This is a genomic window from Hyphomonas sp. TMED31 (assembly GCF_002172815.1).
Lineage (GTDB): Bacteria > Pseudomonadota > Alphaproteobacteria > Caulobacterales > Hyphomonadaceae > Hyphomonas > Hyphomonas atlantica.
The window spans coordinates 1-25389 of sequence record NZ_NHCK01000075.1; the positions used below are offsets into that span (position 1 = coordinate 1).

Annotated in this window: 29 protein-coding genes; 11 read left to right on the forward strand and 18 right to left on the reverse strand. The window is 59.1% G+C overall.

Annotated features, from left to right (window positions below; all coding sequences use genetic code 11):
• Positions 1 to 25: 25 nt before the first annotated feature.
• Genes CBB91_RS11265 through CBB91_RS11280 form a run of 4 tightly spaced genes read right to left on the reverse strand, consistent with a single transcriptional unit; the run spans position 26 to position 1961 of the window.
• Entirely contained in the window at positions 26 to 388 is a 363-nt protein-coding gene (locus tag CBB91_RS11265) for an MmcQ/YjbR family DNA-binding protein (RefSeq protein WP_035554176.1), read from the reverse strand.
• Positions 385 to 741: an ArsC/Spx/MgsR family protein gene (locus CBB91_RS11270; RefSeq protein ID WP_035554179.1), complete on the reverse strand. Its 357-nt coding sequence runs from the start codon at positions 739 to 741 to the stop codon at positions 385 to 387. Before CBB91_RS11270 ends, CBB91_RS11265 begins: the two co-directional genes overlap by 4 nt.
• Before the next feature lie 33 nt (positions 742 to 774).
• Positions 775 to 1155, reverse strand: coding sequence for a hypothetical protein (locus tag CBB91_RS11275; RefSeq protein WP_273014133.1), 381 nt, complete (start codon positions 1153 to 1155; stop codon positions 775 to 777).
• A 53-nt stretch (positions 1156 to 1208) separates the two neighbouring features.
• Positions 1209 to 1961: a phosphodiester glycosidase family protein gene (locus CBB91_RS11280; RefSeq protein WP_273014134.1), complete on the reverse strand. Its 753-nt coding sequence runs from the start codon at positions 1959 to 1961 to the stop codon at positions 1209 to 1211.
• A 303-nt stretch (positions 1962 to 2264) separates the two neighbouring features.
• Between CBB91_RS11280 and CBB91_RS11285 the strand changes: the two genes are divergently transcribed.
• Entirely contained in the window at positions 2265 to 2699 is a 435-nt protein-coding gene (locus CBB91_RS11285) for a PadR family transcriptional regulator (protein WP_273014135.1), read from the forward strand.
• Between the two features lie 48 nt (positions 2700 to 2747).
• Here CBB91_RS11285 and rlmN read toward each other — a convergent pair whose 3' ends face one another.
• Complete coding sequence (gene rlmN, locus CBB91_RS11290) at positions 2748 to 3908, reverse strand: 23S rRNA (adenine(2503)-C(2))-methyltransferase RlmN (RefSeq protein WP_273014136.1); 1161 nt, start codon at positions 3906 to 3908, stop codon at positions 2748 to 2750.
• A 174-nt stretch (positions 3909 to 4082) separates the two neighbouring features.
• On the opposite strand from rlmN, the gene CBB91_RS11295 reads away from it, so the two are divergent.
• The gene (locus CBB91_RS11295; RefSeq protein WP_273014137.1) at positions 4083 to 4727 is read left to right on the forward strand and encodes an OmpA family protein; all 645 of its coding nucleotides are present in this window, start codon (positions 4083 to 4085) and stop codon (positions 4725 to 4727) included.
• 86 nt (positions 4728 to 4813) lie between these two features.
• Here CBB91_RS11295 and CBB91_RS11300 read toward each other — a convergent pair whose 3' ends face one another.
• Positions 4814 to 5329, reverse strand: coding sequence for an invasion associated locus B family protein (locus CBB91_RS11300; RefSeq protein WP_035554190.1), 516 nt, complete (start codon positions 5327 to 5329; stop codon positions 4814 to 4816).
• Between the two features lie 237 nt (positions 5330 to 5566).
• Here CBB91_RS11300 and CBB91_RS11305 point away from each other — a divergent pair, with 237 nt between their 5' ends.
• Positions 5567 to 6097, forward strand: coding sequence for a sigma-70 family RNA polymerase sigma factor (locus CBB91_RS11305; protein ID WP_273014138.1), 531 nt, complete (start codon positions 5567 to 5569; stop codon positions 6095 to 6097).
• Between the two features lie 9 nt (positions 6098 to 6106).
• On the forward strand, positions 6107 to 6781 hold the full coding sequence (locus CBB91_RS11310) for a cupin domain-containing protein (RefSeq protein WP_273014139.1): 675 nt from the start codon (positions 6107 to 6109) through the stop codon (positions 6779 to 6781).
• On the opposite strand, the gene CBB91_RS11315 is transcribed toward CBB91_RS11310, so the two are convergent.
• Entirely contained in the window at positions 6782 to 7306 is a 525-nt protein-coding gene (locus tag CBB91_RS11315; RefSeq protein WP_273014140.1) for an RNA methyltransferase, read from the reverse strand.
• Between the two features lie 321 nt (positions 7307 to 7627).
• Complete coding sequence (locus tag CBB91_RS11320) at positions 7628 to 8500, reverse strand: isoaspartyl peptidase/L-asparaginase (RefSeq protein WP_273014141.1); 873 nt, start codon at positions 8498 to 8500, stop codon at positions 7628 to 7630.
• A 99-nt stretch (positions 8501 to 8599) separates the two neighbouring features.
• Here CBB91_RS11320 and CBB91_RS11325 point away from each other — a divergent pair, with 99 nt between their 5' ends.
• Positions 8600 to 9589: an NADPH:quinone oxidoreductase family protein gene (locus tag CBB91_RS11325; protein WP_273014142.1), complete on the forward strand. Its 990-nt coding sequence runs from the start codon at positions 8600 to 8602 to the stop codon at positions 9587 to 9589.
• Positions 9590 to 9659: 70 nt separating this feature from the next.
• Positions 9660 to 9953, forward strand: a complete 294-nt coding sequence (locus CBB91_RS11330) for a PilZ domain-containing protein (protein WP_051602821.1) — start codon at positions 9660 to 9662, stop codon at positions 9951 to 9953.
• 88 nt (positions 9954 to 10041) lie between these two features.
• Here CBB91_RS11330 and dnaK read toward each other — a convergent pair whose 3' ends face one another.
• Complete coding sequence (gene dnaK, locus CBB91_RS11335) at positions 10042 to 11955, reverse strand: molecular chaperone DnaK (RefSeq protein WP_035554202.1); 1914 nt, start codon at positions 11953 to 11955, stop codon at positions 10042 to 10044.
• Positions 11956 to 12259: 304 nt separating this feature from the next.
• Between dnaK and CBB91_RS11340 the strand changes: the two genes are divergently transcribed.
• Complete coding sequence (locus tag CBB91_RS11340) at positions 12260 to 12472, forward strand: DUF2061 domain-containing protein (protein WP_273014143.1); 213 nt, start codon at positions 12260 to 12262, stop codon at positions 12470 to 12472.
• A 920-nt stretch (positions 12473 to 13392) separates the two neighbouring features.
• Here the strand turns inward: CBB91_RS11340 and CBB91_RS11345 are convergent.
• From CBB91_RS11345 to CBB91_RS11355, 3 genes are all read right to left on the reverse strand, one after another.
• A complete protein-coding gene (locus CBB91_RS11345) occupies positions 13393 to 14001 on the reverse strand; it encodes a nucleotide exchange factor GrpE (RefSeq protein WP_035554204.1) in 609 nt (202 codons plus the stop codon).
• On the reverse strand, positions 13998 to 15089 hold the full coding sequence (gene hrcA / locus CBB91_RS11350; protein ID WP_273014144.1) for a heat-inducible transcriptional repressor HrcA: 1092 nt from the start codon (positions 15087 to 15089) through the stop codon (positions 13998 to 14000). Before hrcA ends, CBB91_RS11345 begins: the two co-directional genes overlap by 4 nt.
• A gap of 63 nt (positions 15090 to 15152) precedes the next feature.
• Positions 15153 to 16823, reverse strand: a complete 1671-nt coding sequence (locus CBB91_RS11355) for a formate--tetrahydrofolate ligase (RefSeq protein ID WP_273014145.1) — start codon at positions 16821 to 16823, stop codon at positions 15153 to 15155.
• 90 nt (positions 16824 to 16913) lie between these two features.
• Between CBB91_RS11355 and rph the strand changes: the two genes are divergently transcribed.
• Complete coding sequence (rph, locus tag CBB91_RS11360; RefSeq protein WP_273014146.1) at positions 16914 to 17639, forward strand: ribonuclease PH; 726 nt, start codon at positions 16914 to 16916, stop codon at positions 17637 to 17639.
• Here the strand turns inward: rph and CBB91_RS11365 are convergent.
• The 4 genes from CBB91_RS11365 to CBB91_RS11380 all read right to left on the reverse strand — a co-directional run bounded on the left by CBB91_RS11365 (position 17636) and on the right by CBB91_RS11380 (position 19786).
• Positions 17636 to 18064: a group III truncated hemoglobin gene (locus tag CBB91_RS11365; RefSeq protein WP_273014147.1), complete on the reverse strand. Its 429-nt coding sequence runs from the start codon at positions 18062 to 18064 to the stop codon at positions 17636 to 17638. The two genes, rph and CBB91_RS11365, sit on opposite strands and share 4 nt — an antisense overlap.
• Before the next feature lie 57 nt (positions 18065 to 18121).
• The gene (locus tag CBB91_RS11370; RefSeq protein ID WP_273014148.1) at positions 18122 to 18619 is read right to left on the reverse strand and encodes a CreA family protein; all 498 of its coding nucleotides are present in this window, start codon (positions 18617 to 18619) and stop codon (positions 18122 to 18124) included.
• 430 nt (positions 18620 to 19049) lie between these two features.
• Positions 19050 to 19289, reverse strand: a complete 240-nt coding sequence (locus tag CBB91_RS11375; RefSeq protein ID WP_272983023.1) for a helix-turn-helix transcriptional regulator — start codon at positions 19287 to 19289, stop codon at positions 19050 to 19052.
• Positions 19290 to 19300: 11 nt separating this feature from the next.
• Positions 19301 to 19786: a DUF2975 domain-containing protein gene (locus tag CBB91_RS11380; protein WP_035554544.1), complete on the reverse strand. Its 486-nt coding sequence runs from the start codon at positions 19784 to 19786 to the stop codon at positions 19301 to 19303.
• Between the two features lie 176 nt (positions 19787 to 19962).
• Here CBB91_RS11380 and rdgB point away from each other — a divergent pair, with 176 nt between their 5' ends.
• Positions 19963 to 20565 carry an RdgB/HAM1 family non-canonical purine NTP pyrophosphatase gene (rdgB, locus tag CBB91_RS11385; RefSeq protein WP_273014150.1) on the forward strand — a complete coding sequence of 201 codons (603 nt, stop codon included), beginning with the start codon at positions 19963 to 19965 and terminating at the stop codon, positions 20563 to 20565.
• Entirely contained in the window at positions 20562 to 21734 is a 1173-nt protein-coding gene (gene hemW / locus CBB91_RS11390; RefSeq protein WP_273014151.1) for a radical SAM family heme chaperone HemW, read from the forward strand. The genes rdgB and hemW overlap by 4 nt, the downstream gene beginning before the upstream one ends.
• On the opposite strand, the gene CBB91_RS11395 is transcribed toward hemW, so the two are convergent.
• Complete coding sequence (locus tag CBB91_RS11395; RefSeq protein WP_273014152.1) at positions 21723 to 22325, reverse strand: thymidine kinase; 603 nt, start codon at positions 22323 to 22325, stop codon at positions 21723 to 21725. The two genes, hemW and CBB91_RS11395, sit on opposite strands and share 12 nt — an antisense overlap.
• A 5-nt stretch (positions 22326 to 22330) precedes the next feature.
• Positions 22331 to 24151 carry a gamma-glutamyltransferase gene (gene ggt, locus CBB91_RS11400; RefSeq protein WP_273014153.1) on the reverse strand — a complete coding sequence of 607 codons (1821 nt, stop codon included), beginning with the start codon at positions 24149 to 24151 and terminating at the stop codon, positions 22331 to 22333.
• Between the two features lie 80 nt (positions 24152 to 24231).
• Between ggt and CBB91_RS11405 the strand changes: the two genes are divergently transcribed.
• Positions 24232 to 25212, forward strand: coding sequence for a P1 family peptidase (locus tag CBB91_RS11405; protein WP_273014154.1), 981 nt, complete (start codon positions 24232 to 24234; stop codon positions 25210 to 25212).
• Positions 25213 to 25389: the final 177 nt, after the last annotated feature.

Below are 25389 nucleotides of genomic sequence, written 5' to 3' on the forward strand. Positions count from 1 at the left end.
GCGTCAATGCGACACGCGGGTTGGTTTAGTCGATCAGGCCAAGTTCACGCTGCTTTTTCTTGCTGAGCGCGCTGCCGATCAGCCGGAAGGATTCGGTGAGATATTCCTTGAGGTCCTCATCCGACAGGGTTTCTTCGGAGAAGCGCTGAATCCATTTCATGCCGCGTGAGGCGAGATAGGGCGCACCTTGGCACCCGGGTTGTTCCTTCAGGATGTGAAAGCTGATCGGGCGCACCTTGAATGTGCATGCCGCCAGCTGTTCCCCATCGGGTGTTCCAATGGCGAAGACCTTGTTGCCAATCTTCCACACATGGGACCCGCCCCATTGTACCACATGTTCGGTCTGGCCAAGCCCGTCACAGAAGGAATTGTATTCCTCCAGGGTCATTGCGTCAGGGCCTGCTGCGCGCCACTGTCCCACCCAACAAGAATATCTGCGCCGGTATCAATGACGGGTCGCTTGATCAGGGTTGGATTGGCCTTGAGCAAGGCTGCTGCGCCATCGCCCAGCGCGCCGGATTTCTCCTCGTCCGACAAGGTGCGCCATGTGGTCGAGCGGCGATTGACCAGCTTCTCCGCGCCAACGGCCTTGAGCCAGGCGGGCACAAGCCGATCAAGGTCGGCCTCTTCGCGTATGTCCACGAAGGCGGTGTCCCTGTCGGCAGCGTCCAAGGCTTTCAGGGCCTTCTTGCAGGTATCGCAATTCTTCAATCCGTAGAGGGTCACCGGGCCAGCCGACATGTCTTTTCCTTTCGATTCTTCTGTGTGACGAGCCTAAAGCGCGCCGAGCGCAAACACCACGGCCCCAATGGCGAGCGCAACAACCCCGAAGCCGCGCAGATGGTCGTCATCCGGCATCATCCAGTGGGCAATCGCCCATATCGGCTTTGGCCAGGCGACCAACAACAGGCCTTCGATCAGTGCGCCAGCCAGCAGCAGCGTCGCCAACCCGTCAGAGATGTTGGTGAAACTGTTCTGGAGCGACAAGGTTCCGCCCGCGGAAAACAGCATCACAGCGCCGCAAAGGAAGCCGATCGCCGGGCTGGCCTCGAGGTCGTCGATCATCTTGGCGACGCGCAAGGGATCGGTCAGCAGACCAGCGCCCGCCGCCATAAAGTAGAGGCCGAAGAGAAGCAGGATCGTGTCGGTCAGCATGGGTCATTCCTCCCGTCGACAGAAATCCATACTAGCATGCAGGCGGTTTCGGGTCAGTCGTTTTTGGTCGGGCGCGCGACGCCGATGATGGGGCCCATGTCGAGCCCTGTCTCGTTTCGACCAATACCAGGCGCATAGAGTTTTGAGATGAATCCGTCGAGGAACAGCGCGTTTGGCGCTCCCAACTCGTCGCGGAACAGTGTTGCAAAGCTGTGGAAATTCACGGGCACATCGCTGATTGCGAAATACAAGGTGCCGTCCTTGCCGACGCCGACCCCATTCCGGCGTTTCTTGCTTGGGCCGTCCTGATTGAAGTTCGGGTGCAGGTCGCCATCGATCACCAACATCGGTCCGGACTGGGTGGCGTGGATTGCGTCTGGCGAAAGCGCATCGAAGGCGCGACTTTCGGTGACATGCGCGGCGCCGGCGCTATCAATCCAGAACACGCCATTGGGCAGCATTCCGAAATTGCCAGGCACTTCACGCGTGACAATCGGGGCAGTCTGAACCCCGTCTTCGATGTAGAGGCCAACGGGCCGGCGATCCTGATGATACATGCCCGCATTCATGGCGAAGACAAGCGTTTGATCCTGTGTGGCCAGGTGCGCTGAAAGCCGGTCAAACTGTCCGAATGGCGCGCCATCCGGACCGGACAGCCAGAGACGTACCGGCGTTTCCGCGGCGAATGTGCAGACCGTGTAGGGCTGATCCAGGTGGATACGTTGTTCGCACTCAGTTTGGGGCTGAGCGCGGGCGCAGGCGTGTATCAGACAGGCGCAGAGCAAGGTGAAAATCAGGAATCTCATTTCGCCAGATTAGCCGGTGGAAAGAGGTTGCGCCACGTACATCTCAGCAAGGTTGAGATGGAATCTGATATTATCGATATAACGAAACTTGAATTTCGATATATCGATACAATATACAATTCAGATATATCGAAAGGACAACAAATGAGATATCGAGAAAACCAACAGAACGCCCGCCGCCACAAAGGCGCCGGAGACAGAGGTGATGGATTTGGGGGACGGATGAGAATGCGACACGGACGAAAACAGGGACATGGCCCACGAGGTCGGCGACGCCGCCCCCTAAATCATGGTGACCTGCGCGTGTTGATCCTGGATCTGCTCACCAGCGAGCCGCGTCATGGATATGACCTGATCCGCGAGATCGAAAGCCGGACGGGTGGCGCATATGTGCCCAGCCCCGGCGTCATCTATCCTGCACTTGAAGCGCTGCTGGACCTCGGTTTGGTCAAGGTAGAACTGGATGGTCAGCGCCGGATGTTCCAATTGACCAAAGCTGGCCAAACCGAACACGAGGCAAACACCGAGACTTTGCAGGCGATCGCCGAACGCCTCGCGGCACTGCAGGAAAGTGAGCGGCCGGAAGATCCGGAAGATGTACGCGGTGCAATGCACAGGCTACGACACACCGTACGCGATACAGTCAGGTCTGACCCTGACAATGCTGCAAACCGCAAGGCCATCGCCGATATCCTGGCGGACGCCCAGCAGCGGATTGGAAAGCTGACCGCAAGCTAAGTGCTTGAAAATCTGAAACGGGAGGGGAGGGCGTACGCGCCCTCTTTCTTATTCTGCAGCAGCAGCCAATGCTTCGCGGCGTTTCTCGGCGGCGGATTTCTTGACGCTTTCAGAGCGCAATTGTCCGCAGGCGGCGAGGATGTCCCGGCCGCGTGGCGTGCGGATCGGAGAGGCATAGCCAGCCCGGTTGAGGACTTCCGCGAACTCTTCGATCGTTTCCCAGTCCGAGCACTCGTAGGGGCTGCCGGGCCAGGGGTTGAACGGGATGAGGTTGATCTTGGATGGCACGCCTCTCAGCAGGCGGACGAGATCACGCGCTTCCGCCAAACTGTCATTGACGCCCTTCAGCATGACATATTCAAAGGTCACACGTTTGGAATTGCCCAGATCCGGATAAGCTCGGATGGCTTCAAACAGCGTCTGCAGATCGTATTTGCGGTTGATTGGCACAATTTCGTTGCGCAGATCGTCATGTGTCGCGTGGAGCGAGATGGCGAGCGCGGCGCTGGTGCGGTGGCCGAGCTCTGGAATCTTCGGCGCGACACCCGCGGTCGAGACCGTAATCCGGCGGCGACCAATCGCAATGCCGTCGCCATCCGAAATCGTGTCGATGGCTTCTGCGACATTGTCCAGATTGTNGAGCGGCTCGCCCATGCCCATGAAGACGATGTTCGTCAGCTTCCGGTTCTCTGTGGAGGTNGGCCACTCGCCGAGCCCATCGCGCGCGATCAGGACCTGCGCCACAATTTCCTGAGCCGTCAGGTTGCGGACCAGTTTCTGTGTGCCTGTGTGGCAGAATGTGCAGTTCAGTGTGCAGCCAACCTGGCTGGACACACACAGGGCTCCCGCTTTGCCAACGTCAGGAATGTAGACGCTTTCGCCTTCGATGCCCGGTCCGAAACGTGTCAGCCATTTCTGCGTCCCATCGCGGGAAATCTGATGATCCGTGATTTCAGGCCGCGTCAGATCGAATGTTTCGTCCAGCCGAGCGCGCAAATCTTTCGCGATGTCCGTCATCGCGGAAAAATCCTGAGAGCCGAAATGGTGCAACCAGCGGCGCAGCTGTTTCGCGCGCATGCCCGCTTTTTTCGGGTCCAGGCCAAGCGCTTCCATTTCTGCCTTCAGGGCAGGCAGGGACATACCCGCAAGAGAGCGAGGGGCAGCGGGCGCGGCGTCAGCGCGGCGCGAAAGGTCGAGTTCAATCTTCATGGTCCCGCGCCTATAACATGTTGAAGGCTTTCAAGGAATTACTCCCTGCAGGCGGAGTCTTACCATGAGTTAATATTCCTGCCCTTGTTTTGCCATTGAAGGAACCGACACACTGCGCCACGCGTTGATAAGCGTGCCCAATTCCGGGCTGTCCTTTCCAAAGGAGCTGATGAAATGAAACGTCTTTCCTATGCGCTGCTTGCGCTTCCCCTGATCGCCCTTCCGGCCTGTGAAACTGGCCCAAGCCAACGAGTCCTGACGGGTGCAGGCGTGGGAGCCATTCTTGGCGCAGGCGCCGGTACGCTGGCAGGCGGCGACGATGGTCGCAATGCTGCAATTGGCGCTGCAGTTGGCGCAATCGCAGGCGCTGCTGTCGGCGACTATATGGACAAGCAAGAGCGCCAGCTGCGCGAGCAGACCGCCGGTACCGGCATCGGTGTTGAGCGCCAGGGTGACCAGATCGCGCTGACCATGCCGTCGAACATCACATTCTCTGTGAACAGCGCCACGATCCAGCCNAACTTCTATGGTGCGCTGAATGATGTGGGCGCAACACTGGTCGACTATCCGTCGACAGCTGTCGACATTATTGGTCATGCCAGCTCTGACGGCCCGGACGACTACAATATGGANCTGTCNCAGCGCCGCGCAGAGTCTGTNCGGTCCTATCTGGTAAATCAGGGCGTGACGCCNGTACGCNTGGCGGCNGTGGGCATGGGTGAAACCCAGCCGATTGCCGACAATGCGACAGCCGAAGGCCGCGCAGCCAACCGCCGCGTCGAGATCATCCTGACGCCGATCACGCAGGAAAGCTACTAATCGCGACTAAGCCGGTTTGAATGGCTAAAGGAAAAGGCCAGCTGCACATGAGCGCAGCTGGCCTTTTTGCANTCGGCTTTGAGGCATTAGCGACAGATCGCAGACGCCTTGTCGATCGCTGCGGCCGAGCCGCTCAGCGAGAAATGATANGCGACTTGCGTGTTGCGCTTGGAAACAGCTTCGACGCGCAATTCGCTACCCTTGCGCAGGGCGGACACGATGCGGGAATCGTCGGAATCGTCTGCGAAGGCTTCGCGTCCCACGCCAAACAACGCCCAGGAGGAACGGCCGACGCTTGCCTTGGGGGCGAGGTCTTCACGCAATTCATAGCCGACCTTCATGCTCGGCTGGTTGCGTGCCCGGCCAGATTTCCAGTTCGTCACATAAAACCAGACATCGCCATGATCGGCCGCGCGAGGCGCCTTGTCGGTTGCTTGTGTTGCAGCGTAGCAGATGGTTTCGCCATTGGCCGTATCAGTAAAGACTGACCAGTCCTTGTAGCGCCCGATCGCTGTCGGGCTCGCCGATGCCAAGGGGGCCGCGAGAGCGGCGGCCACGGCAAGCGAAATGAGTGATTTGCGGCTGAGTCTCAGTGTGTGCATTTTCTATACATGTCCCTTGGCTCGAAGCGGTGCCGGCACCATAGAGACAACAGGGTTAAGGCTAAACTACGGCAAATGGTTTNCGGTGTGCTTCACGCTGGCGTGTTCGGCCCAATGGTTGCCTTTGTGGTCTGACACAAGGATAGTGGTGGTTCGTCCCAGTATGAGAGTTCGCGTGTGAACGACACTGTAACAACATCAATTTCCCCCAGTGTCAGGGCACACCATGCAGATTGCATGGCGCTGATCGCGGCGAAGAAGTGCCGGGAGTCTTTCTCGGAAGTGTTCGATTTCTATGCCCCACGCGTGAAGAGCTACATGCTGCGACTGGGCGCAAGCGACAATGAGGCCGAGGATCTGGCCCAGGATGTGTTGGTCACAGTCTGGCGCAANGCTGACATGTATGACCGGAAGCAGGCNTCGGTTTCGACCTGGATCTTTCGTATCGCGCGCAACCGTCGGATTGATAGATTTCGCAAGGCGTCGCGCCCGGAACTCGACGCCGATGAACCCATGCTGCGCCCACCGGATATCGAGCAGCCGGACGAGGCGCTGGATCGCGCCCAGATCGAGGAAAGCGTGCGGGCGGAGCTGGCAAAGCTTCCGCACGAGCAACTCGAATTGCTGCAAGCAGCATTCTATGAGGGCTTGTCACATTCTGAAATTGCCACAAGATTCGGATTGCCGCTCGGTACGGTCAAATCCCGCATCAGGTTGGCGTTTGGCCGATTGCGCGGTCAGTTGGAGCCGGGAGGCACTGATGCCTGACCCGAAGCAATGGAATTTGTCATGATGCAGGAAACGTCACCTCCATCTTTCAGCGAACTGTATTCCGCCTATGCCGCGGGCCAGCTGGATCCGGGATTTTCGCTGTTGCTTGAAACGCAGAGCATGCTGCGCAGTGATGTGCGGGGCGCGCTGGCGGTGAGCGAGACCATTTCCGGCATCATGTTCGAAACTGCCACTCCGGTGGCCATGTCTGCGGGGGCAGGGGCCCGCGCGCTGGATCTGATTGATGCGCTGGAACGAGAAGAAGACCTCCCGGCACGATCCGCGCCATCCGATGCCGAACTGGCAGAGTTGCCCGAGCCGCTGCGGGATGCAGCCTTTGAGGCATTTGACCTTGNAGGTTGGCAGGGCACTGCGCCCGGCATCCGCCGTATGAAGCTGGACGTGAAAAGTGAACTCGAAGTCGAGCTGTATCGCATCCAGCCGAATGCCAGAGTGCCGCGTCACTCGCATGGTGGCACGGAGTTCACGCTGGTTGTCGCCGGTGGGTTTACCGATGAAACGGGCAGCTACGGGCCTGGAGATCTGGCCGTCAAAGGGCCGGATGACACCCACCAGCCTGTCGGTGATGCCGGTGAAGTATGCTTCGCACTGGCGGTCCGTGATGCNGGTNTGAAGTTTACCGGCGTCATGGGCATGATCCAGCGNGTACTCGGCCGCTGACTATTTTCTGTCTTTGCCCGGAACATGGGTGTTTGCGAGTCCNTCCCCAGCCGTACCACCCGGCATGATNGGNCGCGGGGCGTAGCCACCCATCGACAGGTGCCGGTCATACATGACGAGCGCACCCGCCANGCTNACATTGATACAGAACTTGGTCGGGATCTTCACGACATGATCGCATCTGGCGAGAATTTCCGGCGACAAGTCCCCCTTTTCCGGCCCGAGAATGTAGGCCGCCTGCGGAGGATGTCGGAAGGTGGGAAGCATCACGGCGTCATCGGTCAATTCAATGCCGACCATCTGACAGCCGCGCGGTAGTTGCATCTCNTCAACATTGTCCCATTGNTAATAGGGCACTTGCCCAGCCGTCTTCGATGTATCCGCCTGATAGGCTGCACGAAGCCTGTGCTCGGCATTGATCGAGAAGACAAAGCTTGCCCCGAACGCATTTGCCGTGCGCATCAGGGCGCCAAGGTTCATGGGNTTTGAAATCCGTTCGGATCCGATGGCGAAATAGCCGCGCATGTCAGAAGGCCTCCAGGCCGAATCTCAGGACAACCAGCAAGGCNATGATCAAGGGAAGCGTATAGATCGACACACGTCGTGCCAGGCGCAAATGGCCAAGCTGGTTGGGGTAGGTTGTATTGAGGTGTTCGGAAACGTCGTTGTGCGACACCCGGCGACCCGCATCGACAACGCCTTGCCGGTAGGCGACATCTGACGGCAGGCCGCCGAACTTTTCAGACAAGGCGCGACGCAAGGCGACAGATATCATCCATCGCATCTGCAGGGCCAGCANAAGCGCAAAGACNGTGAAACCGAGCAGGATGAACAGGATGATCGTCATCAGCCAAACGTTCCCACTTCGAAGCGGCCATTGGAGTCCACCATGCCNCGTTTCAGGCCTGAGGAGTTCCAGAGCATGGAAATCTCGCCCGATGCGGAAATAGCGATCATGCCGCCCTGACCGCCAAGCATGCGTACATCGTCCAGTGCNCCCTGAACNGCNTCCTCCAGCTTGGCGCCGCCATAGCGNATGCGTGCGGATACGTCAGCGGCGGCGGCGGCGCGGATGAANTATTCCCCAAGACCCGTGCAGGACACAGCGCAGCGCTCGTCTGCCCAGGTGCCTGATCCGATCAGGGGCGTATCGCCNAGCCGTCCNGGNGTTTTGCCNCGAATGCCTGCCGTAGACGTGGCNGCCGAAAGGTCCCCATAAATGTCCAGCGCAACGGCTCCGACGGTGCCGGTGGAGTTGATCATGTCTTGGGTCGTGAGTTCATCGACCGGATCGTAGTAGGAGCCCGGGTCTTCGATCACTTCCAATCCGGAATCTGCAAGCAGCTTGCGCGCCCCATCTGCGATCAANAGCACGTTCGGGGTACGCTCCATGACCGCACGTGCACAGGAAACAGGGTTGAGATAACCCTGCAGTGCGCCGACGGCTCCGGCTGTGCGATTGCGACCATCCATGATGGCGGCGTCCAGTTCATAGGCTCCGTCCAGATTTGGCGCAGCGCCCTTGCCTGCGAGGTAGAGGCCGGATTCCTCCAGTCCCTGGACCATCACTTCGACCACGTCCAAAGCTGCTTCCCCATCCTGCAGACGNGTCGCACCATTCTTCAACAGGGTCGCCAGATGGGCTTCCTGCAGGGAATAGTCATTGCCTGGTATCGGACCGGCCCCACCGTGCAGGGCGAGTGCCCATTTCTTTGCCATTGGATCGCTACCTCTCCGCTACGTCAGGCTTGGACTTTTATTCGGCACACCGCTACCGTCTGGCAGCAGAAACAACAAGACGGGAAGGAAGTTGCAGGCATGAAAGCAGTGCTCTCCAAGGAAGTAGGCGGACCGGATACTCTGGTGATCGAAGACGCCCCGATGCCGGAATGCGGCAAGGGCCAGGTTCTGATCGAGGTGAAGGCGTGCGGGGTGAATTTCCCGGATTCGCTCATTATCCAGGACATGTACCAGTTCAAACCACCCCGCCCATTCTCTCCCGGCGGTGAAATTGCCGGATTCGTGAAGGAAGTTGGCGAAGGCGTCAGCCACGTCAAAGAAGGTGACCGCGTGCTTGCGTCAATTGGCAATGGCGGAATGGCAGAATATGCCGTGGCCGCTCAACACGCTGTCATGCCCATTCCGGACGGGATGCCGTTCGAGGAGGCTGCCGCCTTCCTGATGACCTACGGCACCAGCTATTATGCGCTCAAGGATCGCGGAGATCCGAAGCCTGGCGAGAAGCTTCTCGTGCTCGGCGCGGCTGGCGGTGTGGGTATTGCGGCGGTTGAGCTGGGCAAGGCAATGGGCCTCGAAGTCATCGCCGCCTGTTCAACACAGGAGAAAGTGGACTTCTGCCTCTCCAAGGGCGCCGACAAGGGCCTTGTCTATGCGCGCGATCTCGACCGCGATGGTCAAAAGGCTTTCTCCAACGATATCAAGGAAGTTTCCGGTGGCGGTGTCGACATCATCTATGACGGTGTTGGCGGAAACTACGCGGAACCATCGCTCCGCGCCATGAACTGGGAAGGGCGGTTCCTCGTGATCGGCTTCCCCGCAGGCATTCCGAAATTGCCACTCAACCTGACCTTGCTGAAAAGCTGCGATGTGCGCGGTGTCTTCTGGGGCGCAGCGGTTGCGCGTGACCCGAAAGCGCATGCGCAGAATGTGGCGGAGCTGTTCAAGCTATACAGTGAAGGCAAGATTCGCCCGCACATTTCCAATACGTATCCGCTGGAAAAATCCGCAGATGCGATTCAGGAACTGATGGACCGGAAAGCGCAGGGCAAGGTGGTGGTTGTCGTCTAGGCGATGCAGAGCTGTAACCGCAATTACAGTTAACGTCTGAACCAAACTCCCGCTCGCGCATAATTCCGGTATGACGGAAGAGCGCAAGGTTCAGGAAAATGACGGCCGCGGCGGCAAACGGATGCGTTTGTTGCGTCGCGGTCGTATTGTATTGAATCAGCGTCATAGCTCATTCGATGTCGGAATCCGGGACTTGTCTGCCACGGGCGCCAAGCTGAAGCTCAGCGAGATCTGGGCCGTGCCTGATGCCTTCGAGCTACAGATATTGAAATCTGACGGTTCTGTGGAGCTGATCGTACCGTGTGCGAAGCGATGGCAGAGCGGTATTCTGGTCGGCGCGCAGTTCGTCCGCCCGCCACGCTAGTTCTCCGTTCGCCTCGTTCTGCAAGACCATCCACGAAAAAGCCCGCCAGATCTCTCTGGCGGGCTTTTCTTGTGAAGGAAGGCGTTGACTAGGCGGACTTCTGGTCGCCGTCGACTTCCTCGAAGTCTGCGTCCACGACATCATCGCCGTCTGCCGCAGCATCTGCAGCGGCATCAGCGCTGGCAGTTTCTTCCTGCTGGCTGGCATAGATGGCCTCGCCAAGTTTCATGGCGGCGGTCATCAGGGCCTGATGCTTGGCCTGAATATCGGCGATGTTGTCGCCTTCACGGGCCTCTTTCAGCTCATCGGACGCTGTCTTGATCTCGGCTTTCACCTCGTCAGACACCTTGTCGCCATGCTCCTCGACCTGCTTTTCGGTCTGGTGCACGAGGGCTTCAGCCTGGTTCTTGGCTTCGACCAGCTCGCGGCGAGCCTTGTCTGCGCCAGCATTGGCTTCGGCGTCGGCCATCATGTTCTTGATGTCGTCTTCCGACAGGCCGCCATCTGCCTGGATGGTGATGACCTGTTCCTTGCCGGTCGCCTTGTCCTTGGCGGACACGGACACGATGCCGTTGGCGTCGATGTCGAAGGTCACTTCGATCTGAGGCACGCCGCGCGGGGCCGGCGGAATGCCTTCGAGGTTGAACTGGCCGAGCATCTTGTTGTCGGCGGCCATTTCGCGCTCGCCCTGGAAGACCTTGATCGTCACGGCAGGCTGGTTGTCGTCAGCCGTCGAGAAGACCTGGGACTTCTTGGTTGGGATCGTGGTGTTGCGGTCGATCAAGCGCGTGAACACGCCGCCCAGCGTTTCAATACCGAGCGACAGCGGGGTAACGTCGAGCAGGACAACGTCTTTCACGTCGCCTTGCAGAACGCCGCCCTGAATGGCCGCGCCGATGGCAACCACTTCGTCCGGGTTCACACCCTTGTGCGGATCGCGACCGAAGAATTTCTTCACGGCTTCCTGCACTGCCGGCATACGGGTCATGCCGCCAACGAGGACGACTTCGTCAATGTCGGAGGCGGATTTGCCCGCATCAGCAAGCGCTTTCTTGCACGGTTCGATGGTCCGCTTGACGAGGTCTTCGACAAGGCTCTCGAACTTGGCGCGGGTCAGCTTGATATTCAGGTGTTTCGGGCCTGTTGCGTCTGCTGTGATGAAGGGAAGGTTCACTTCATACTGGCTGGCAGAAGACAGTTCCTTCTTCGCCTTCTCGGCTTCTTCCTTCAGGCGCTGGAGGGCCAGCTTGTCGGCCTTCAGGTCAATGCCCTGATCCTTTTTGAATTCTTCCGCGAGGAAGTCGACGATGCGCAGGTCGAAATCTTCACCGCCGAGGAACGTGTCGCCATTCGTCGACAGAACTTCGAACACGCCGTCACCAATTTCCAGCAGGGACACGTCGAACGTACCACCGCCAAGGTCATAAACCGCGATGGTCTTGGACTGGTCGCCCTTGTCGAGACCATAGGCGAGTGCGGCCGCGGTCGGCTCGTTGATGATGCGCAGCACTTCGAGGCCGGCAATCTTGCCTGCGTCTTTCGTAGCCTGGCGCTGGGCGTCGTTGAAGTAAGCCGGAACGGTAATGACCGCTTGGGTAACTTCACTGCCCAGATAGGCTTCTGCGGTTTCTTTCATCTTAGTCAGGATGAAGGCAGAGATTTCCTGCGGGGCGTAGTCTTTGTCGTGGCCTTTCACCCATGCGTCGCCAGATGGGCCTTTGACGATCTCAAAAGGAGAAATCGCCTTGTCCTTCTGCGCGGTCGGATCGTCGAACTGACGACCGATCAAGCGCTTGATGGCGTAAAAGGTGAAATCCGGGTTGGTCACGGCCTGGCGCCGGGCCGGCATGCCGATCAGACGTTCGCCACCTTCTGTAAAGGCGACAACGGATGGAGTTGTGCGCTGGCCTTCAGCGTTTTCGATAACCTTTGCCTGCCCGCCTTCCATGACAGCGACACAGGAGTTGGTCGTACCAAGGTCAATACCAATGATTTTGCTCATGTTGCATCTCTCTTTTTATCAAGCCGCCACGGGCCGTGTTCTGTTGCGGTCTGCTCAGCAGCCCCGGACAGCCAGTGGCTCTCTCCAAGGGTTCAAATGAGGTGGCGGAAGCGGTTTTAATCCGCGCGCCGGTTCGACTTGCGATATGGGAAGGGTTTAGCGCGTCTCAAGGGGGGAACAATACGTAGCTGTACAGGTTTTTGGCGCTTCACTGCGATAGGTAACCTCTATGGCAGGGAGTTCATCAATTTATTTGATAATGGTTCTCACTCGCACTATCTCTATTGGTGTGAAAGGAAATTCCATGCCCCGCCAACTGATCAAGACGCTGACTTATAGCCTGATGCACCTCACCGTGGCTGTTGCCGTGGCATTCGCCCTGACGCGCAACTGGCACGCCGCTCTTGCCATCGGCTTGATTGAGCCTGCCGTGCAGACAATCGCCTACACATTCCATGAGCGTCTTTGGGAGCGTTTGCCGCTCCGCCGGACACCTGAGGCCGAACCAGTGGTTTGATACAGGCTCGGAAAAGCTGGACGCATCGGCAGCCCCCTTGGCATAGTGGCGAAAACACATGCCGGGGAGGCTTCAAATATGTTCCGTTCGCTCGTAATCTCATCCTCATCCATTGTTCTTGCGGCTTGCGCGGCAACCGTGACCGAAACGGTTGCTGAGCCTGTAGCGGTCGCCAGCATCGAACAGGTCTGGGTGTCTGAAGGCTTTGAAAGCCCCGAAGGCGCGGTTGAAGCGCCGAACGGCGGATACTTCATCTCCAATGTGGTCGGGGAGGGGCGCGACAAGGACGGTAATGGATACATCGCCCATATTGGTCCAGACGGCTCCATCATTGAGCAACATTGGGCGGCGAAGCTGGACGCGCCCAAGGGTATGGCCGTTCTGGACGGCGTGCTGCATGCGACCGATATAGACTCAGTCGTGTCGTTTGACGTCGCCACCGGCAAGCGGCTCGGCAAGGTGCAAATCGAGGGCGCCCAATTCCTCAATGATGCGACAGAATGGGGCGGGTCGATCTATGTCTCTGACTCCGGCGATGCGGCAATTTACAAGATNGTGGACGGCGCAGCTGAGCTTTGGCTGCAGGACGAGCGGCTGGCAGGCGTAAACGGCCTGCTCGGCGATGGTGAGCGGATGCTGNTCTCNACCATGACGACNGGCAGCCTGTNTAGCGTGACCGCAGACGGCGAACTGACAGAGATTGCCNACGGAATGGAGAATGCCGACGGGATCGGGCTGGTGCCCGGCGGTGGCTATCTCGTGTCATCCTGGCCGGGTCAGATCCACTATGTNGGCGAGGATGGCGCGGTAACCACCCTGTTTGANNAGCCGGTCTCGCAGAACGATCTGACCGTGATCGGCGACGCCGTCATCGTGCCGAACTGGCGGCAGAACACGGTCACGATGTGGAAGGTGCGGCGCTAGTTCGCTGCGCCGGCACTGACGGCCACCATGGCGGCGCGCAGGGTGCGCTCGCCGATTTTCCAGCCGGGCTGGAAGCAGGAGGCGATTGTACCGTTCGGCTGGTCGGACGGAATATTCGCGACCGCCTGGTGCTGGTTCGGATCGAATGTGTCGCCGGGGAGGGCAGCAATCACCGTAACGCCATGCCGGGCGAGGGCTGTGTGCAGCTCCTTTTCCGTCATCTCGATGCCTTCGAACAGGTTTCGGCCAGGCTCTGACAGCGCTGCGCGGTCTTCTTCAGACAGGGCCGTCAATGCGCGGGAAAGATTGTCAGACACGCTCAGAAGGTCGCCCGCAAATTTCTCGATTGCGTAGATGCGTGCGTCTGCCACCTGACGCTCAGCGCGCTTGCGCGTGTTCTCGAGATCAGCCAGCGTGCGCAGCAATTGTTCGCGCAATTCCTCTTTCTCGATTTCCAGTTTCTGGACCGGATCCATCTCTTCTTCTGGCGCCGCTTCTTCAGCAGGCGCAGACTTGAGGATATCGTCCGCGGCGGCTTTCAGCTCTGCCTTGGATGCGTTGGAATCGATCTCAGCGGTTTCGCTGTTCTTGGGTTCGTCGCTCATCCTTGCGTATCCTTCTTGCGGCGGGCGGAGAGGATTTGCCCCACCACTTTCGCCGTATAATCCACCATGGGTATGACGCGGGCATAGTTCAGCCGGGTCGGGCCAATCACGCCAAGCGCGCCGATAACCTGTTTTTCGCCTCCCATATAGGGAGCCACAATCACACTTGAACCCGACAGCGGGAAAAGCTGGTTCTCCGCGCCGATGAACAGACGCACGCCGTCCGCTTCCCGGGTTGTGTCCAGGATATCAAGCAGGCTTTGCTGGCGTTCAAGCTCATTGAACAGCTGTCGCACCCGGTCGAGGTCCTCGGCGGCCTGTGCATCCTCCAGCAGGTTGGCGCGTCCGCGAACGATCAGCGACCGTCCCCGGCCTGGCGCATCCCCGCCCCATTGGGCAAGCCCTTGTTCCACGAGAGACGAGGCCGCCTGATCCAGCGCGGCGCGGCGGGTACGCAATTCGTCGCGAATATCGTTCGCAACTTCGGACAAGGTGCGTCCCCGCACGCGCGTGGAGAGGTAGTTTCCGGCCTCCATTAATGTGGTTGATGGCAAGCCTTCCGGCACTTCCACGATCCGGTTTTCGACATCGCCATCTTCGGTCACGATGACGCATAAGGCTTCGCGCCCGCCCAGGGGAACGAACTCAGCGTGTCGCACAANGGCGTCCCGGGTNGGGGAGGACACCAGTCCTGCACCGCCGGTGAGGCCGGAAAGAATGTTCGAGGCCTCGCNCATGACCGCCTCGATATCGGTACCGGCCGATTTCAACCGATCATCAATTTCCATTCGGTCGCCGCGGCTCGGCTCCCCGATCTCAAGGAAGCCGTCTACGAACAGGCGCAAGCCCGTATGCGTGGGCGCACGCCCCGCCGAGATATGGGGTGACTCAAGCAGCCCAAGCTCGGTCAGATCGGCCATCACATTGCGGATCGATGCGGGTGACAGCGCTATCCCGCTCTTGGACAATGTGCGGGAGCCGACTGGCTCGCCTGTGGTCAGATAGCCTTCGACGATTTCCCGGAAAATGTCGCGAGAGCGCTGGTCGAGGCGCTGCAACAGGGATTGCGTGTCGAGAGGCGGGATCATGTTTTATTGATTAGGCGCGGCNNGNCCTCTGTTCAATAGGCATCGCGCCGCGACGAGCTTGTTTCAGGAGAGGTTCTGGATAAGGCCCAAATGGTCCAGATGCATGTCTTCNGCGGCGGGGCGACGAGGCAGGCCGGGCATGGTGACGAGGTCGCCGCANATGCCGACCACAAACCCTGCGCCAGCCGAGAGGCGCACTTCCCGCAGNTGCAGGGCATGGCCTTCAGGCGCGCCAACAAGCTTCGCATCGCTTGAAAAGCTGTAAGGTGTTTTCGCCATGCAAACCGGAAAGTTGCCGTACCCATCCTGTTCCCAGCGTTCCAGTTGCTTGTGGACCGAGGCGGGCGCATCGACATGGCTTGCGCGATAGATGCGCTTGGCCACGGTTTCGATCTTTTCGAACAGGGGCATATCGGATGGGTAGAGGGGTTGAAAGTCGATTGGCGTGTCGCTGGCGATCCGGGTGACTTTCCGGGCGAGGTCTTCNGCGCCATGACCGCCNTCNGCCCAGTGTGTACAAATCGACACCTGGACGCCTCGCTCTGCACAATAGGCTTCGATGGCGGCGATTTCCCGAGATGTATCCGACGTGAACCGGTTGATCGCTACGACGACNGGNACATTGAACTGCTTCANATTNTCGATNTGCCGGCCAAGATTTGCGAGGCCTCTCTCCAGCGCATCGTAGCTCACCGTTCCGGCATCTTCCTTGGAAATGCCGCCATGCATTTTCAGCGCGCGCACNGTGGCAACAAGGACTGCCGCACTTGGCATCAATCCGGCTTGGCGACATTTGATNTTGAAGAATTTCTCGGCGCCCAGATCTGCGCCAAAGCCTGCTTCGGTGATCACATAATCTGCCATCTTGAGCGCAGCTTTCGTGGCGATCACGCTGCTGCAACCATGCGCAATNTTGGCAAACGGTCCGCCATGCACAAGCGCCGGATTGCCCTCCAGCGTCTGGACCAGGTTTGGCAGCATTGCGTCTTTCAACAGCGCCATCATCGCGCCAACNGCTTTCATGTCCTTGGCNGTTACNGGAATGCGGCCACGGCGATACCCGATCACCATGCGCTCCAATCGTTCCTGAAGGTCATGCGCATCCCTGGCCAGGCAGAGGATCGCCATGATCTCCGATGCGACCGTGATATCGAAGCCGGTTTCCATGGGTGTGCCGTTGGGGCTGCCGCCCAGGCCGGTCACGACATTGCGCAGGTTGCGATCATTCATGTCCATGACGCGTCGCCAGGTGATCCGCGTCGGTTCCAGACCGCTGTCTCCGCCCCAGTGCACATGATTGTCGATCATTGCNGCGAGCAGATTGTGAGCGGANGTGATGGCGTGGAAATCACCGGTGAAATGCAAATTGATATCTTCCATCGGAACGACTTGNGCNTGTCCGCCGCCCGTCGCACCGCCCTTCATCCCGAAGCAGGGGCCAAGAGACGGTTCACGCAAGCAGAGCAGAGTGCGTTCACCAATCCGGTTCATCGCATCGGTCAGGCCNACGCTGGTGGTTGTCTTGCCTTCGCCAGCGGGNGTCGGGTTGATCGCNGTAANGAGGATCAGCTTGCCGTCGGATTTGGCTTTCAGNGAAGATAGATGGCCGGGCGCGATCTTCGCCTTGTCATGGCCNTAGGGGATNATGTCGGCAGCATCGATCTGAAGCGCGTCGGCAAGCTCACTCATCGGGCGTTTCTTCGCGCTTCTGGCGATCTCGATATCTGTCGGCATATGTCCCCCTGATCGTCTCTAAACGTGTTCCCGGTGTAGACAGGCGCGGCAAAACCCGCAATCAGGCTCGGCAGAAAAGAGGATTTCGCCATGAGCACGCTAATTCGGCCTTCCGGTCGCACCTTCGACCAGCTTCGTGACGTTTCGCTGGAGACCAATGTCACCCGTTATGCGGAGGGCTCCTGTCTGGCGAAGTTCGGCAACACCCATGTATTGTGTACTGCCAGTTGGGAAAAGAGCGTGCCGCCTTGGCTCAAAGGGCAGGGCAAGGGCTGGGTCACCGGCGAGTATGGCATGCTGCCGCGCGCCACCCATACGCGTGGTCGCCGGGAGGCTGCTTCGGGAAAACAGTCTGGTCGNACGCAAGAGATCCAGCGCCTGATCGGCCGTTCGCTGCGGTCAGTTTGCGANCTGTCCGCNNTGGGNGAGAACCAGATCACGATTGATTGTGACGTGCTTCAGGCCGATGGCGGCACTCGCACGGCGTCGATCACTGGCGGCTTCGTCGCGCTTGCAATGGCATGCCGTTACCTGAAGGCGGAAGGCGTGATCTCAGCCGACCCGATTACCAAGCAGGCTGCCGCGATTTCAGTCGGCGTGTATCAGGACCACCCGGTGCTGGATGTTGATTACCCGGAAGATTCGCGCGGCGAAGCAGACATGAATGTCGTGATGAGTTCGGATGGCGGCTTCATTGAAGTGCAGGGCACGGGTGAAGAACGCCCAATGACCCGCGCTGAGCTCGACGAAATGCTCCGCCTTGCTGAAAAGGGATGTATGGAATTGTTTGAAGCGCAGCGCGCGGCGCTCGGCTAAAGGCCAAGCTCGAACATCCCAAGCTGAAAGCTGCGGGCAATTCGGTTGGCGCGTTCCATGAAGTACTCGACCGTCTCTGCAGAGTCGCTGAGCTCTTCGAGCGTTAGTCGAAACAGGGCAAGCCAGATGTTGAAATGGGCGGGCGTAANGCCCGTCAATTTCATATGCGCCGGGAACGGCTTTCCGGAGTAGCGTCCTGTATTCATGGCGACGGACGACCAGAAATCCTTCATTGTCGCCAAGTGGGGCGTCCAATGGTCACCGATCTCCGTTTCGAAGACCGGGCCGAGCAGGGGGTGGGCACGTACCCGCGTGTAGAAATTCTCGACCAGGTCAGAAATGAAGGCTTCGTCGATGCCCAAGCGGGCCGCATTTTCCTGGATTTCGCGGCGGCGGTCTTCAGCGGATCGAATTCGTACGGTCATGGCAGACCAAATGGGCAGCCTNCTGAGGCGTGTCCATAGGTAGAAGNCCTTGGTCGGTCAGTTTGCCGATGCNGGCTTGCCGTTCTGCCAGGTCACGTCCCGTCCGAACAGCGGTACGGTCGACAGGCTCATCTTGGCGGATCCGTCCACGATCTTGCGGCTATAGGAGACATACATCAGNCTGTCGGAGTCGGCATCATAGATGCGGCGCACAGCGAGTTGTTTGAAGATCAGGCTCTGGTTCTGATCGAAGACTTCCTCGCCCGATTTGTCGAGATCGATCCGTCCGATGCGAATTGGTCCTGANTGCAGGCAGGAAATGGAGGANTTGGACGGGTTTTCAAACCAGTTTCCCTTTCCCAGNCGGTCCCACACGCCGCGATCAAAGAAGGATAGATGGCAGACCACGCCTTCGATTTTCGGGTCAGTCAATTGCTTGATCTTGATCTCATTGCCGAGCCAGTCATTCTTGAACTCGCCAACTTCCTTGTCGCCTCCACAGGCGGCGATTGGCAGGGCGAGCGCGAGCAGGGCGAGAGAAAGTTTCCGCTTCATGAGACATGCTACGCCGCCCGGAGGCATGCGTTCCCGAACTGGATCAGTAAAACTTGCGCCGAGCCGACAACATGTCGCCGAGCGCGCGAACTGTTGCGGCGCCGATCTGCATCGGNGTCGGCTTGCGGCGGTGGGCGTGGCGGACAAGATGACCGCAATTGGAGCCGAAGAGATCATAGTCNCGNCCCANCTGCCNGCGGGCGCGGTTTTCGACGAGATGCGCGTCGAGCGAGCTGTAGCGGCGGTGTCGCCGTATGTCGCGCCCTGTCGCAAATTCCTCAGGGGTTTGCTCAATCACGCCATCATGAAGACGCGAATTGCTGATGATGGTTCCGCGCGACGTGACAACGCCATAATGCGACAAGACCACACCAAACCGCACNGACACGACGTCGCCTGGCTCGAATGGGAATTTGTCGCGATAGCTCATCTACTCGGCCGCCACCTGTTCATGGTCGGCTGAATCCTCGTCATCNAAAACGAGCAAATCTCCCGGCTGGCATTCCAGCTCACGACAGAGGGCTTCCAATGTCGAAAAGCGCACGGCCTTGGCCTTGCCGGTTTTCAGAATGGACAAATTGGCGAGTGTCACGCCCACACGCTCTGACAGTTCGGTCAGGGACATGCGACGATCCAGAAGCACACGGTCGAGGGTCACGCGAATGGACATTTCCTGTGCTCCTATATGGTCATCTTCTCTTCATCGCGAAGGCGGGTGCCCTCCCGGAAGACTTGGGAAAGAATGAAGAGCGCCGCAACCGATGCCCATGCGATAAGGTCGAAGGAAAGCTGTATTCTCGTGCCGTCAACGACCAGGCCGACCACGATGGCGATGGCATAGCGCAGCAGTTGCGTCACGGCGATGGCGATGGCGATCCGGGTCAATCTGACGGCATTTTCCGGAACGAACGGGTCGCCTGCTGTCAGGGTTGCCAGAATTTTGCGCAATTCGAGACATACGAAAATCACGGCAACCACAACGACGAGCGCGCCGAGCAGGCCAGCGCTCAATTCCTGCAGCGTTATGTCGTGGTCGTCGATCTTGATGGCGCCGATACTGATGGGGGTGCCCGACAGTATTGAGATCAATTCTACCCCGCCGGCCAGAATGACGATTGCGCCGATCAAGGCAGTCATCCACATGACAATCGTCACCAGTACGGTCATGACCGCTGCCATGGAGGTTCCCGCATTTGTGCTCATGTGTCTCTGTTTACCTTCCGGCGATTGTTGACATGATGCTCGAGGATGAAGTTGCTCGAGGCGGTGGGCTTACCGAATAACGATATATACATTTATGTCAAAAGCAAGAATAGGGCCATTACAGAATGGGTGAAAATAAAATGATTCGAAGGCTTTCGCCCGGTCGACTGGTCGCAGCGACCCATAACAAGGGTAAGGTCTCCGAGCTTAAGGATTTGTTCGAGCCGCTAGGATTTGATGTCGTCTCCGCCATCGANCTGGACCTTCCTGAGCCGGAAGAGACCGAAGCCACCTTTGCCGGAAATGCNATCCTGAAGGCGCGTGCGGCTGCTGAAGCCACCGGCGCACCTGCGCTTTCCGATGATTCCGGGCTCGCCGTGACAGCTTTGGGCGGCGCGCCGGGTATCTATTCTGCCCGCTGGGCAGGTGAGCCGCGCGACTTCGGAAAGGCGATGGAGAAAGTGCAGCGGGAGCTGGATGAGATTGGCGCANNGGACCGGTCAGCCAAGTTTGTCTGCGCGCTGGCCGTTGTATGGCCTGATGGTCATGCGGAAGTCTATGAGGGCGAAGTGCATGGTGAATTGACCTGGCCGCCGCGCGGGGACAAGGGCTTTGGATATGANCCGGTCTTTGTNGCCAAGGGCGAAACCATCACGTTCGGTGAAATGGATCCGGACCGGAAGCATGCCATGAGCCATCGTGCAAATGCCGTTGCCAAGCTGAAGGCGGCTTTGCTGGCATGAGCGAGGGGGCNCCCNCTTTCGGTCCAGAATATGGATTTGGAATCTACNTTCATTGGCCGTACTGTGCNAAANTCTGNCCCTACTGCGACTTTAATGTGTANGCAGCCAAGGNTCGNGANCCGACCTNNNTGTTGGAAGCGATCAAGAAAGACCTNCAGATCCATCGGCCCAGACTGCCTGAGCATGGACGGGCGGGCAGTCTCTACTTCGGGGGAGGGACGCCCTCCCTGCTGAAGCCGACTGAAATCGCCGGATTGGTGCGCGCGGCTGAAGAGAGTTTCGGGCTGGAGGCGGATGCCGAGATCACGCTGGAGGCAAATCCCAACGACATCCTGCGGATGGATTTGCAGGGTGTGAAGGCTGCCGGGGTTAACCGGCTCTCTCTTGGGGTCCAGTCACTTCGCGATGATGCGCTTGCATTTCTGGGGCGTGACCATCATGGCAGTGCGGCGCGCATTGCCATGAGCCGCGCTTTGGATGTGTTTCCAAATACATCCGTTGATTTGATTTATGCGCGACCTGGACAGTTGGCGGAGGAGTGGCAATCAGAACTCAGTGATGTTCTCGCTTTCGGTGCACCGCATATTTCCTTGTATGAACTCACCATTGAGGAGCGCACGGCCTTTGGAAAAGCGGCGGCGCGTGGCGAGCTGTTGCCAATGGAAGATGATGATCAGGCGGACCTTTATGAACTTACACAGGAAATCCTGACCTCTGCGGGTCTGCCGGGCTATGAGGTTTCAAACCATGCACGAGCGGAGGAGTTCCGGTCACGGCACAATATGACATATTGGAATGGAGGCGACTGGATTGGCGTGGGGCCAGGGGCGCATGGGCGGCTCAGTGTTGGCGGGAACCGCTACGCATCCGAGGCTGAGCGCCGACCGGAGGCCTATATCGCAAATGTGCAGGCACTTGCTTCCGGATGGTCTGACGCATCAAAACTGTATCCGCTGGACAATGCTCGCGAACTGCTCGCCATGGGATTGCGTCCCGAGATGGGAATTGACCGGACCCGGATCGAGACGGTCTCGGGCCGCGCGCTGCCACAGGACAAGATTGATGTCTTTGTCGAAGAGGGATGGATGCGCGAAGAAGGCGCGCGCATCGCCCTGACGCCGAAGGGACGCCTGCTGGCTGATGCGCTTACAGCGGAGCTATCCCCCTGAGGGCAATTTGGGTGGGAAGCGGCCCATGCGCTCTTCCCAATGCCGCCGACACAAGGAGAGATAGGTCGCTTTTGCAATGCTGACTTGTTCTCCCTCGGTCAGGGCTTCCCCATCAGGGCCGAGCCGGATGACCATTGTCGCCTTGCGTCCGCACTCGCAGATTGTCCGGATTTCCCGCAAGGAATCGGCGATGGCAAGTAGCGCTGCAGAACCTTCGAACAACTCCCCCTGAAAATCTGTCCGCAGGCCATAGGCCAGGACGGGCAGGTTCAGATGATCCGCTGCCCTGGCCAATTGCCAGACCTGCTCCTTGGACAGGAACTGTGCTTCATCGACAAACACGGCGCTGAGGGCGTGTGTGTCGAGTTCATCCGCGATCAGGCCAAAAATGTCAGTGTCCCTATCATACAGGACTGCGTCAGCTCCGATGCCGATGCGAGACGAGATGTGCCCGTCCTCATCATCCTTGTAGAGCGCAGATGTCAGGAGCAGGACTTCCATTCCTCGCTCCCGATAATTGTAGGCTGCTTGCAGCAGGATCGTCGACTTGCCCGCATTCATGGCGGCATAGGAAAAGTAGAGCTTTGCCATCAGGGCTATTCCAGCGCTTTGGCAATACCTTCGCGGCGCGGATCTGCCCCGCCCTCAAGGCCATCTTCGCGGACGATGATCACGTGAAGGCCGGAGTTTTCTCCTTCGCGCTCTTCAACTTTGTAGCCGAGTTCCCGCAGCGCGTCCGCGGCCTCCATACCGCCGGGCCGGTCAATTTCCACACCGACCGTGTCACCGCGCGCGATGATGTTCGGTAGGTCAATCGCTTCCTGGGCTGACTTTCCCCACTCCAGCACACCAACCAGTGTCTTCGATACATACGCCACAATGGAGTTCCCCCCGGGCGACCCGGTGACCATGAACAAGTCTCCTGCCGGATCAAAGACGAGCGTTGGTGACATGGAACTGCGCGGGCGTTTTTTCGGGCCGGGGGCGTTGGCGACAGGTTTGGTGCCCTTGGTGGGCTGCCGAGAGAAATCGGTCAGTTCATTGTTCAGCATGAAGCCCTTCACCATAATGGAGGAGCCAAACGCAGCCTCGACTGTTGCCGTCATGGAAACCGCATTTCCGTCCGCATCCACAATCGAGATATGCGTGGTGCCCGGACCATGTTCTGTTGCATCTTCACCCCATAGCGGGCGGACAGGATCCCGGCCGAGCGCGAGGCCAGGGTCGCCCGGATGGGTCGTCGCGTCGGGTGCAAATGCTTCCTTGGCGCGCACGCGCAGATAGGCTGGATTGATCAAGTCCGTTGCCGGAACGGTGACAAAATCAGAATCGGCGACATAGTGGTCGCGGTCTGCATAGGCGAGGCGCTGGGCGTCAATGAAGGCCTTGAGGTAATTCTCNTCCGTCATATCGGCTTCTTCGGTTGGCTCCAGAAGGTCATAGAGTCCCATGATCATGTTTTGCGTCACGCCGCCGGAAGAGGGGGGCGGTGCAGAGCAAATCCGATAGCCGTCAGCGCGGTCACCGCAGAGTGCTGGGCGGATCTTCACGCTGTAGTCGGCAAGGTCTTCAAGGCTCATGGCGCCAGGATTGGCGTCACTGTTCACAGCGTCCACAATCGCTTGCGCGATTTCGCCCTCGTANAAGGCGGATGGGCCGGATTCCGCAATTGCTGACAGCGTGGCGGCATAGTCCGGATTGGTGCGGATGAAGCCAACCGGCAGGGGCTCGCCATTCGGATAGAAATAATCTGCCGATGCGGGCAGGTCGTCNAGTCTCACNGCACCCCGCAGGCGTGGATTCGCCAGAAGGCCGGCAAGGCGCGGCGAGACCTCGAACCCATCTTCCGCCAGTTTGATGGCGGGCTGGAACAGAGTTGCCCAATCAAGCTTGCCTGCAGCCTCATGCGAGGTTTTGTAGAGGGCGATCTGGCCGGGAACGCCGACAGCTTTCCCGGATTGCCACGCTTCGAGGAANCCNAGCGGCTTGCCATCCTTCATGAAATGGTTCGGTGTCGTGGAGGCAGGCGCAACTTCGCGTCCATCGAACACGGTGATCTCATCGGCGTCGCGATCATAATAGACCATGAAGGCGCCGCCGCCGATGCCTGAGCTTTGAGGCTCCACCAGGCCTAGAACGGCATGCACCGCAATTGCGGCGTCGATCGCGCTGCCGCCCTGACGCAGCATTTCAAGGCCAGCCTCCACGGCGCGGGGATCTGCTGCGGCGACCATCGCGCCCTTCGTCCAGGCGTCGACCTCTGCTTCGGTAGCAATCGCGTCCGTTTCCGACGTTGCCGTTTGCTGAGCTGCATCTGCGGCGCGACGGGCTTCTTCAGTCGCGTTGAATGGGCGGTCGTCCCCGGGTGCGCAGCTGGCGAGCGCCATGCAGGTGAGAAGGATCGGCAAACGTCTCATAAGGTGCCCCTTTGGCTTGGCGAGTGTTGCGGCTGACCTTATGAAACATGGCTCACAAGGGAAAGGCAGGGCGACAGCTTATGGCAAAACCAGGCGCAAGAAACACCATCACTGACGTGCCCGGCTTCAAGGTCGGTCAGACCGAAGACGCGAAAGTGCGCACCGGAGTCAGTGTCATCGTGCCGGACGCGCCAGCCATCGCGGCCGTTGCCGTGTCCGGTGGAGGGCCCGGCACGCGCGAGACGGACCTCTTGTCTGCGGGCATGCTGGTGGATGGAATCGACGCCATCTGTCTGTCTGGCGGCAGCGCCTTTGGGCTCGCNGCAGCGGATGGCGTTGCGTCGGGATTGAAGCAGGAAGGGCGGGGCTTTGCGCTCGTACCGCTAACGGGTGTGCCGCGCACGCCGATCGTGCCCGCGGCTATCTTGTACGACTTGGCGAATGGGGGCGACAAATCCTGGGGAGATGTTTCCCCCTACGCCGCGCTGGGACTGGAAGCCTATAGAGNGCGTGGGCTGGGCGTTGAGCTTGGTCAGGCAGGNGCTGGCTTTGGNGCCAAGGCAGGCGCNTTTGCAGGNGGCACNGGCTCNGCCAGCATNGTGACNCATGANGGCATNACNGTCGGNGCGCTGGCAGGCGTGAANTGTTTTGGGTCNGTCTTCATGCCCGGCACGGACGCCTATTGGGCCTGGCCCTACGAGATNGATGGGGAGTTCGGCGGCAAGCGACCACCTGAAGACTATGCNGCCGATGCAGAGGATTGGGGCGCTGCGAAGGCCAACCCTGCACTTGGGCAGAANACGACCATCGCCTGTATTGCAACAGATGTGGCNCTGACGGCCAGCGAAGCGAAGCGCGTGGCGCAGATGGCCCTGTCCGGCTTCTCACGGGCCATTCGGCCTGTGTTTGCGCCATTCGATGGCGATGCCCTGTTTGTCATGTCATCTGCAAAGGTGGAATCGGGTGAAGAGCGCGCGATTCTTGTCGCACGAATTGGCGAATTGGCGGCGTCAACACTGTCGCGTGCCATCGCCAGAGGCGTGCATGAGGCCAATCGCTGACTGTATCGTGTGAAGCAGGTGGCGAGATTTTGTCGTCATTTGTCGCGCAATGTCTATTGGCCGCATGAGGCCTCAGATGGGGCACTGCACAGGAATGACAGTTGGATGGCAAACAGGCTTGCATCCCCCGATTCCTCGCTGTATGTGTCCGCCTTCAATAAAGGCAGGCACCCGTAG